This is a genomic window from Aliirhizobium wenxiniae (assembly GCF_014201355.1).
GTDB classification, from domain to species: Bacteria; Pseudomonadota; Alphaproteobacteria; order Rhizobiales; family Rhizobiaceae; genus Neorhizobium; species Neorhizobium wenxiniae.
In genome coordinates this window covers 91,422-99,839 of the sequence record NZ_JACHEG010000013.1, presented here as the reverse complement: position 1 = coordinate 99,839, position 8,418 = coordinate 91,422, and the positions used below count along the sequence as shown (strand labels likewise).

General features: G+C 59.7%; 9 protein-coding genes and 1 tRNA gene. 8 read left to right on the top strand and 2 right to left on the bottom strand.

From position 1 onward, the window contains the following. Positions 1-18 precede the first annotated feature (18 nt). Both HNQ72_RS28650 and HNQ72_RS28645 read left to right on the top strand, forming a co-directional pair. A tRNA-Met gene (locus tag HNQ72_RS28650) sits at positions 19-95 on the top strand. 202 nt (positions 96-297) lie between these two features. Next, positions 298-750: a hypothetical protein gene (locus tag HNQ72_RS28645; protein WP_183997805.1), complete on the top strand. Its 453-nt coding sequence runs from the start codon at positions 298-300 to the stop codon at positions 748-750. 31 nt (positions 751-781) lie between these two features. On the opposite strand, the gene HNQ72_RS31035 is transcribed toward HNQ72_RS28645, so the two are convergent. Next, positions 782-910, bottom strand: coding sequence for a hypothetical protein (locus HNQ72_RS31035; protein WP_280518298.1), 129 nt, complete (start codon positions 908-910; stop codon positions 782-784). Positions 911-937: 27 nt separating this feature from the next. Next, entirely contained in the window at positions 938-1,900 is a 963-nt protein-coding gene (locus HNQ72_RS28640; RefSeq protein WP_183997803.1) for a recombinase family protein, read from the bottom strand. 695 nt (positions 1,901-2,595) lie between these two features. On the opposite strand from HNQ72_RS28640, the gene HNQ72_RS28635 reads away from it, so the two are divergent. From HNQ72_RS28635 to HNQ72_RS28610, 6 genes are read left to right on the top strand one after another with little or no spacing between them, the layout of a single operon-like run. Continuing rightward, on the top strand, positions 2,596-3,855 hold the full coding sequence (locus HNQ72_RS28635; protein WP_183997801.1) for an ABC transporter substrate-binding protein: 1,260 nt from the start codon (positions 2,596-2,598) through the stop codon (positions 3,853-3,855). 59 nt (positions 3,856-3,914) lie between these two features. Continuing rightward, a complete protein-coding gene (locus HNQ72_RS28630; RefSeq protein WP_183997799.1) occupies positions 3,915-4,784 on the top strand; it encodes a carbohydrate ABC transporter permease in 870 nt (289 codons plus the stop codon). Then, on the top strand, positions 4,774-5,583 hold the full coding sequence (locus tag HNQ72_RS28625) for a carbohydrate ABC transporter permease (RefSeq protein ID WP_183997797.1): 810 nt from the start codon (positions 4,774-4,776) through the stop codon (positions 5,581-5,583). Before HNQ72_RS28630 ends, HNQ72_RS28625 begins: the two co-directional genes overlap by 11 nt. Before the next feature lie 16 nt (positions 5,584-5,599). Next, positions 5,600-6,349 (top strand): glycerophosphodiester phosphodiesterase family protein, encoded by a 750-nt coding sequence (locus HNQ72_RS28620; protein WP_183997794.1) that lies wholly within the window; start codon positions 5,600-5,602, stop codon positions 6,347-6,349. Next, complete coding sequence (locus tag HNQ72_RS28615) at positions 6,346-7,395, top strand: ABC transporter ATP-binding protein (protein WP_183997793.1); 1,050 nt, start codon at positions 6,346-6,348, stop codon at positions 7,393-7,395. Before HNQ72_RS28620 ends, HNQ72_RS28615 begins: the two co-directional genes overlap by 4 nt. A gap of 17 nt (positions 7,396-7,412) precedes the next feature. Then, positions 7,413-8,291, top strand: a complete 879-nt coding sequence (locus HNQ72_RS28610; RefSeq protein ID WP_183997817.1) for a MurR/RpiR family transcriptional regulator — start codon at positions 7,413-7,415, stop codon at positions 8,289-8,291. The last annotated feature ends 127 nt before the right edge of the window (positions 8,292-8,418 follow it).

The window sequence follows — 8,418 nt, the reverse complement described above, 5'->3', positions numbered from 1 at the left end:
CAACTCGTTTGCGCTTGGCGCGGGGTGGAGCAGCCCGGTAGCTCGTCAGGCTCATAACCTGAAGGCCGCAGGTTCAAATCCTGCCCCCGCAACCACCGAGACTTGAATATTTTGCCATTCTAACCGCTTCACAGAGAGCTCCTCGGCGTAAGCCTCGAGGAGCTTTTTGCGTTTGGCCTCCTCGTCAAGCTCACCGGCACGTAGCTTCTCCAGATAGTCGCGGCGCTTCATTGCCTCGAATTGTTTCTCCATGATCGTCGCGGCTTCCATTGCCGCGAGGATCAAGGCGATCCGGCCGTGGACCTCCAGGGAGGCCGGTTGGTGGCCGGGTGTCTTGCCGATCACAACTTTCTGCACGAACTGCCGCACGAGATTGATGAAGGGCTGTTTCGTTTCCGTGTCGGCGTGCTCGCGCATGTAATAGAAGGCGGAGTTGATGACCAGTTCGACGGCCTCCGGACTGACCTCGGCCTTCAGCTTTCTGATCCTCCCCCCAAAATCCTCCACCTCGGGCGCCTGGTTCAGCCGGGCCTCGAGGCCGGCACGGCGTTCCTCGATCCGGTCGAGCATATCGTCGAGCGCAGCCAGGCGCGGCCGCCCCTCGGCCGCACGATCGCTGATCTGCTGGATGATCTGACGCTGTTCCTGCTCGGCAGCCTTCAACGCCCCGGAAATCTGCTGGGCGTTCGTCGGGTTGGTTGCGGATCGAGGCTGCGAGGTTCCGGCGAACCTCCGTGGCGATGTCGTTGAACACGCCCATACCGAAGAAGGCCGCGGGAAGTCAGGACAGAACCCGATCCTCCAGGTTCTTGCGGAGAATGGTCTTCTGGTTGGTGCAGCAGGTGCCGCCAAGGCCGTCGACCGGCAGCTTGTTCTTGTGGTTCGAGCAGCCGTAGCGCTCCTTGGCCATGATGGCGTAGGAGCCGCCGCATTCAGCTCATTCCAGCATGCCGCTCAGCAGATAGCTCGGTCGGTGTGTCCGGTTGAGCCGATTGGTGGTCGTCCGCGAAAAGTTCTCGAGCGTCGTCAGTTGCCGTTCCTTCACGCGCGCCCAGAGTTCGTCGCTGACGATGCGCATCGCGGGAACCTTCGTCACGACCCAATCGCTCTTGTCGTTGAGACGGGCGGTTCGGCGTTCGGTCTCCGGGTTCTTGCGGTAGTTCTGCTTGTTCCAGATGATTCGGCCGACATACAGTTCATTGCGGAGGATGCCGGTCTGGCGTTTGCCGTCGCCGCGAATGCTGTCGTCTCGCCAGTATTTGTGCTGCGGGGCGGGAACGCCGCGGGCGTTCAGGCTCTGCGCAATTGCGGCCGGGCTGACCCCGTTGGCATATTGCTCGAAGATCCAGCGCACGATCTCGGCCTCGGCCGGTTCGATCTCGCGCAGGCCTCTGATTCGGTCGCCGTTTGCATCGCGCTGCTGGCCGAGCCGGTAGCCGTAGCACAGGCGGGTGGTCGCCTTGCCCTTGCGTGCCGCCGTCTTCATGCCTTCCCGCGTGCGATAGCGGATCTGCTCAACCAGTTCATGGCTGAGTGTGGAGCGCATATGCAGCTCAATATGACTGATCTCCTGCCCGGCCTGGACCGTCCAGATGGCTGTGTCGTGGTAGTTGAGTTCCTTGAGGATTTTGGAGCTGTGCTCGACGTCGCGCGATAGTCGGTCGACGGTGACACAGAGCACCACATCGATCCGCTCGCGCTTCACATGCGCCAGAAGCTTCTGGATGCCGGGGCGCGATGTGAAGGACGTTCCGCTGATCGCCGAATCGGCATAGGTCTCGACCAGCTTCCAGCCCTTGTCGGCGACGAACTTCCCGCCAAGTTCGACCTGAGTCTCGATCGATACCTCATTCTGGCGGTCGGTGGAGTAGCGTGCATAGAACAAAACGTTCTTCGTCATTGTGGACCCTTGAGATAAAAACCTTTTTTGGAGGACATCGTAGCCGGCTGCGGGAGACCTGCGAGCCCCGGCAGCCCGCCAGACCGTTATGGCCCAGCGTCAGTGCTGGTGGGAATTACCGGCGATGGGAACTGCCCGTGACAGGGTGATTGCCGACGGCAATAGTTGCCGCAACCATGCTCGCCGGCGTCGGGGTGGCTATTGGCCCATAGCGGTGCGATAAGCTGCTGCCTCGGCGGTATTGCCGCGAAGGCGGTTGTCTCTCTGGGGCACGAGGATCTGGGCCTCAATACTGTCGCGGTTGCCGAGCCAGTACCAACCACCCTGATCGGGGAGAGTTACGAAAACTTCGTTCGGCGTGACCTTGATGCGGGTTGCACCCGTCTCGGCTTTGATCGCCTCGCGAAAGAGATGCGCCGCTTACGGAGATAAAGCTGCCGGAAGATGTGCGGCCGGGCGCCGTGAAGCGTATCGAGCAGATAGTTGAACGAAATCAATGATGATCTATCGATAGCGACGGGGACATAGGTTCGTATCCGATCAAGACCTTAAAGCGCCAACATTCTTCTCGTTGCCGGGGCGAGTCATGAGCGCTGGCTAAACCTGTCATCAAACCGTCGCATGGCATTCACGAAACTGTCTCCTGCAATTGCTAGATCGCCATCATTGCAATTACTTTTGCACAGGAGATATGGATGTCACGGAAATTGCAGACCACCATCGCGGCTAGCATCATCGCACTTGTTGCCGGTGTTGGCGCAGCGGAAGCAGCGACCACGGTAAAGTTTTGGCATAGCTTCAACAAGTCCAACGGCGAAGCGCTCGACAAGGTTATCGCCGGTTTTGAAGCTGCCAATCCGGACATCGATATCGAAGCGGAATATGTCGGCAACTATAATGACATCATCGCCAAGCTGCAGGCTGCCATTCCGGCGCGCCGCGCTCCCGATGCCGTGATCCTCGAAGTCACGCGTTACGGCCTGTTTGCGAACAACAACTTGCTCACCGATCTGACGCCCTATTTCGATGCCGATCCGCTGAAGGACGATCTTTACGATTACGCGCGCGAAGTCGGCGTCATCGACGGCAAGAATTACGTCGTGCCGTTTAATTCCTCGACGCCCGTGCTTTATTTCAACAAGGATATCTTCGCGCGCGCCGGTCTTTCCGTCGACACGCCGCTGAAGACGTTTGACGAGATCACGGCTGCCGCCAAGACGATTAGCGAAAAGCTCGGTTCGGAAGGCGTTTCCGGCATTGCCGCACCCGGCCAGTTCGCGCGTTGGGGCCTGGTGATGGCCAATGACAGTGAGATGGTGGACCCGAAGACCGGCGAAATCCTTCTCGACAAGCCCAACACGATCGAGGCCTATCAGTGGATGGCGTCGCTTGTGAAGGATGACAAGGTTTCCTCGCCCGATGGCGTGACCGATGAGGACAATGGCCGTGATGCCTTCCTCGCCAAGAAGGTCGGCATCATGATGAACTCGACCGGCAACTATGTCGGCGCCAAGAAGGCGCTCGGCGATGCGCTCGTCGTCCGTCCGATGCCCTGCAACAAGGCCTGCTCGGTGCCGATCGGCGGTGCCGGCATCGGCATCATGTCCACGTCTGCGAAGGATGTTCAGGACGCAGCCTACAAGTTCATCAGCTATGCCGCATCGCCTGAGGCCAATGCGACCTGGTTTGCCGGCACTGGTTACCTGCCGATCAACAAGAAGAGCGCGGCCTTGCCGGTCGCCAAGGAAGCGCTGGCGACCCAGCCCGGCATCGATGTGGCTATCGAATCTCTGCCGGTCGCTCATGGCCGCGCACGCACCACCGTCGTCACCTGGATGCGCACCACCGAATACAAGATGTGGGAAGCCATGGCGCTCGGTCAGCGCAATGTCGAGGAAGCCATGAAGGACTTTGCTGCGCAGACGCGCGCCGAAGAAAAACGCGTCAGCAACTGATCCTCTCTGTAGAAGGGCACCGGCGGACGCCTTTAGCGTCTGTCGGTGCAAGTCGTTCCATGCTCCGCAAGCTTACGCCTTATCTGTTCGTGGCGCCGCTGATGATCTTCATCGCGCTGTTCACCTACATTCCCATTCTCGCAAGCCTCAATCTCAGCTTTCGCGAATGGAATTTCCTTTCCCCGGACATGCCCTTTGTCGGCTTTCGGAATTACGAGCAGCTGCTCGCTTCCCGCGACCTCTGGAACTCGCTTTGGGTAACGACGCTGTTCGCCGTCCTGTCCGTGCCGCTGCGGCTAGGCCTTGCTCTGGGGATCGCGAACTATCTCGTGCGGGAAAGCATGCATGTGCGGCTGCTGCGCGGTGCGTTGTTTCTGCCCTCGGTCACGTCGACCGTGTCCATTGCGGTCGTGTTTTCCTGGGTCTTCTCGACGGATTACGGCATGGTCAACGCGTTGCTCGGCACGTTCGGTCTGGGCAAGGTTCAGTGGCTGCAAAACCCGCATCTGGCACTCTGGGTGCTGATCTTCGTCAACACCTGGAAGCAGATCGGTTATGACATCGTCATCTATATCGCCGGCCTGCAGGCAATCCCGCGCGAACTCTATGACGCCGCAGCCGTCGATGGCGGGAAGCGTCTGCACGTGTTTCGCCGCATCACCATGCCGCTGGTCATGCCGACCACCTATTTCCTGCTGGTGATATCGGTTATCGAGGCCTTCCAGGTTTTCACGATCGTCAACGTCATGACGAAAGGTGGCCCGGCGGGCGCAACCGACATGCTCGTCAACCTTCTCTACGAGATCGGCTTCGTGCTTTTCGATATCGGTCGTGGGTCGGCATTGGCGGTGCTGCTGTTCATCCTGCTGGTCGGTCTCGCCATCCTGAAATCGCGCATCATCGGCCGGAAGGTGCACTATGAAGCCTGAAAACCCCATTCTTGCTGGGCTGGCGCTGGTCGCCGGCCTCCTGTTCCTGTCGCCGGTGCTCTATTCCATATGGATGTCGTTCCAGACGGTGGATGCCTATTATGCCGGTGAGCTCGGCTTCACCCTCGACAACTATGCGCGGGCGGTCGGGCAATACAATTTCGCCCGCTATCTGCTGAACAGCCTGATCGTCTCGGGACTGGTGACGCTTATCGGCATCACCTTCGCCACCATGGCAGCCTATGCTTTTGCCCGGTATTCATTCCGGGGCGGCAATTTCCTGTTCGCGGCCACCGTCGCGACCTTGATGATCCCGAGCCATATCAGCCTCATTCCGAACTATCTGACACTGGCGAAGGTCGGGCTGCTGGACAGCTATGCCGGCCTCATCCTACCGGCGATTTCCAACGGTTTTGCCGCCTTTTTCCTGCGCCAGTATATTCGCGGGATTCCGAAGGCGCTGGATGAAGCGGCTTACATGGATGGCGCCACGTCGCTGCAGGTTCTGTGGCGCATCATCGTGCCTTTGTCGCGCCCGGCCATCGCCTCCATGGCGCTCTATATCTTCATCACGGAATGGAACAATTACATCTGGCCGCTGGTCGCCGTCGGCAAGCAGGATCTCTACACGCTGCAGATCGGCCTTGCTCGCCTTTACCGCATCAATCCCGGTGAAGGCCTGATCGACTGGCCGCTGGTCATGGCCGCGTCGACGATCACCATTCTTCCCGTTCTCCTCGGTTTCCTTCTGGTGGAGCGCCATCTCGTGCGCGGCATCACCATGGGCGCCGTCAAGTAATCCAGGACATTTTGACATGACACGCATTGCATCCCATCGCGGTGGTACGCTGGAATTCGGCGACAGCACGCCCCACGGTTTTGCCGCCACCGCCGAAATGGCGCTCGAAGAAGTCGAGTTCGATCTTCACCCGACGGCCGATGGGGCGATCGTCGTCCATCATGACGCCACACTCGATGCCACCACGGATATGACAGGCACCATCGCCGACATGACGCTGGCCGAAGTCAAGGCGGCGACGATCCGCTACGGTGCCGGCAGCCACCCGATGACGCTTGAGGAATTGTGCGCGCTTTATGCGGGCAGCCATGTGAATTTCCGCTGCGAGATCAAGCCGGGCACGGACGGGCTTCCCTATGAAGGTTTTGTCGCCCCCGTCATCGCGGAACTGAAGCGACACTCCATGCTCGAGCGCACAACGTTTTCATCCTTCCTTGTCGCCTCCATGGACGAGATCGGCAAGGCGAGCAGCCGTCCAAGACTATGGCTCGTCAGTCCGCCGGTCCTGCGGCAACTGGGGCCGGACGCCGTTGTCGAGACGGCGATTGCTCACGGCATTCCCGAGATCGGTGTCCATATCGATACCGCCGATGCGGACCTGATGGCGAAGGTGCAGGCTGCCGGGCTCGATTTCGGCTGCTGGGCCGCCCACAGCCGAGCACAGATCATCAAGGCGCTCGACCTCGGCGTGAAGGTCTTTACGACCGATCGCCCGACGCTTGCGATCGCCGTTCGTGCCGAACATCGCGGAGAGGTGTGCGTATGAGCGGGATTTCTCTACGCGACATTCGCAAGGCCTATGTCAACGGTCCCCAAGTTCTGCATGGCGTATCACTCGATATTCAGCCCGGCGAATTCGTGGTGATCGTCGGCCCGTCCGGCTGCGGCAAGTCCACGCTTTTGCGCCTGATCGCCGGGCTCGATCGCTGCGAGGAAGGCACGATCGAGATCGGTGGCCGCCGTGCCAATGATCTGGCGCCGCAGGACCGCGACATCGCGATGATCTTCCAGAACTACGCGCTTTATCCGCATATGACGGTGCGAGAAAACATTGCGTTCGGTCTGGAATTGCGCGGCATGAAAAAGGCGGAGCGCAATGAGCGCGCTCAGAATGTCGCGAAAACACTGCAGCTGGAGGCTTATCTCGATCGCAAGCCTGCAGCTCTGTCCGGTGGTCAGCGTCAGCGCGTTGCGATGGGGCGGGCGATGGCCCGCAATGCCTCCATCTTCCTGATGGATGAACCGCTTTCCAATCTCGACAACGCTCTTCGCATCACCATGCGCACCGAGATCAAGGAGCTTCATCGGCAGCTCGGCGCAACCATGGTCTATGTCACCCACGACCAGACCGAGGCACTGTCTCTGGCGGATCGTATCGCGGTCATGAAGGATGGCCATCTGCTGCAGTTTGATCGGCCGGACGTGATCTATGACCGGCCCGCCAATCGTTTCGTGGCAAGCTTTCTCGGCAGCCCGCCGATGAACTTCGTCGCTGCCGACATGCTCCCGGACTGGAAAGGGCCATCCGGGCTGACGGCCGGGCTGCGTCCTGAAATTCTTTCGGTACATGCTGAAAAGCCGGCCCGGGCTGCGCTTGAGGCGCGCCTGCTTCTGTCCGAGATGACCGGTGCCGACATGCTTCTCCATTGCGAAAGCCCGGCCGGGCGCCTGACTGTTTCAGCGTCACGACAGGACATGCCCAAAAATACGGAACAATTCTGGGTTGCTTTCGACCTTGACCGCGCGCTGTTTTTCGATAGCCAGAATGGCGACCGTGTTGACCTTCCGGTTGCTACGCAGCCGTCGCGATAACCAAACCTAGGATGCCTATGGACAAGCAAGATACACCACTCGCGCTGAGCGATCTCATCAGCCGTCATTCGACGCGATTGACCGACGCCGACACGCGCCTGCTCGATGTGCTGATACAGGATCCAATCCGCGCTGCGATGGAAAACGGCAAGGATGTTTCCTCGCGGGCGGGCGTGCATCCGGCCTCCGCAGTGAGGCTCGCGCGTCGGCTCGGCTTCAAGGGGTATCCGGAATTTCGGGGGTTTTTGCAGTCCAGTCTGACGGACGGCGGTGGAGATTTCGAGAACCCTGCAGCGCGCATGGCCGCCCGTCTGATGCGGGCGGAGGACAATGGCCTGCTGGCCTCGGTTCTGGACAGTGAAATCGCGGCTCTCCAGCAGGCCCGCAACAGTGTCTCCGATGCCGATATTCGCGCGTTCTCGACAAGCCTGCGCGACAGCCGTCGGATTTTCGTCTTCGGCCGCGGGCACTTTGCGGCGCTGTCTTCCCTGATCGCGCTTCGCCTCAACCGCTCCGGCTATGAGGCGATCGATCTCGCCAGTCAGATGCACCAATTGGCAGAAGTGCTGGCAACGTTAACCGCGGAAGACGTCGTATGGTTTTTAGCCTTCCGCCGGGCGCCGCCACTCCTTCAGGAAGTGCGGGAGATTGCGGAACGGCGAGGGGCAAAAACACTGGCTGTAACGGATGTGGGAGGCACACGGATCGACCCGGCACCCGACCATCAAATTCTGGTCTCTCGAGGCGATCCGGGTGAATCACAATCGCTCGTCGTGCCGATGACGATCGCGAATGCTGTTATATTGGACCTCGCCTCCATAGATGACGGCCGCTCGATAAAATCGCTTAGTGAGTTCAAAGCGTTCAGGGCGACGTCACGTCTGGCGGCTGGCTGAAAGAACATCTTCGACCTTCCAGATTACCCACGCCTACAATCGTTCACCATAAAATTCCAATATTTTAGCCGTTTGGGGACTGCCGAACATAAAGGCAGACGGTTCGATCCCTATCAAGAGCTTAAGG